Genomic DNA, 756 nt, shown 5'->3' on the forward strand with positions numbered 1-756 from the left:
GTGGGCTCAGGTGCCAAGGAACCGGGAGAAAGCGGGAGGGAGCGGCGGCGGGATTGGTTAAATTGCTCCACAGCAGCATCAACGCTGGCCTTGCCGTCCCAGCGGGAAGCAGCATTCTGGCGGGAGAGGAAGTCGGCAGCCCGGAAGAGATCGTTGACGTTGATGCTGGTGCCATCCAACAGAGGGGGATTGCTGTCGCGGCGAATGGCATCGTTGACACTTCCGCTTTGGGCCAGGGCCACCCCAGAACCGCTCAGAACCGAGCTCAAGGCCATTCCCACCAGAAGCAGCACTGGGGGCGAGGGGATCCCACGCCAGCAGACGGGCGATGGATTCAGGAGACGGTTGAGAAGCTTGCCGAGCATGATTTATTTCTCCGCTTCGTTTACACGAGGGTGCTGCTCCGCCAGCCCCTCTACCAACAACTGCTGCTCTTCGGCGGTCAAGGGGCGCTTGGCCAACAGGTCTGGCCGCCTTTGCCAGGTTCGAACCAACTGCTGCTGCAGACGCCAACGGGCAATGGCTTGATGGTCGCCTGAGAGGAGCACCGGCGGCACCTTGTGCCCCTGAAACTCTGCCGGGCGGGTGTATTGAGGATAGTCCAACAGCCCCGCCTGGAAGCTTTCGCTCTTTAACGAGTCTACCTTGCCTACGGTGCCCGGCAAGAGCCTCACCACGCCGTTGATCAGGGCCAGCGCCGGAATTTCCCCCCCCGTCAGGACAAAATCCCCCAGCGACACTTCACGGGTAGCCAAG

At 61.8% G+C, this 756-nt stretch carries 1 protein-coding gene and 1 pseudogene; both read right to left on the reverse strand.

Translation table 11 applies throughout. The annotated features are described in order from the left end of the window. Positions 1-365: hypothetical protein (locus tag NW837_RS13985; RefSeq protein ID WP_414332208.1), on the reverse strand; the 365-nt coding region annotated here is incomplete at its 3' end. Between the two features lie 3 nt (positions 366-368). Continuing rightward, a pseudogene (locus tag NW837_RS13990) lies at positions 369-756 on the reverse strand (tRNA (guanosine(37)-N1)-methyltransferase TrmD); the annotation flags it as partial.

The organism is Synechococcus sp. R6-10, from assembly GCF_047461815.1.
Classification (GTDB): domain Bacteria; phylum Cyanobacteriota; class Cyanobacteriia; order Thermostichales; family Thermostichaceae; genus Thermostichus.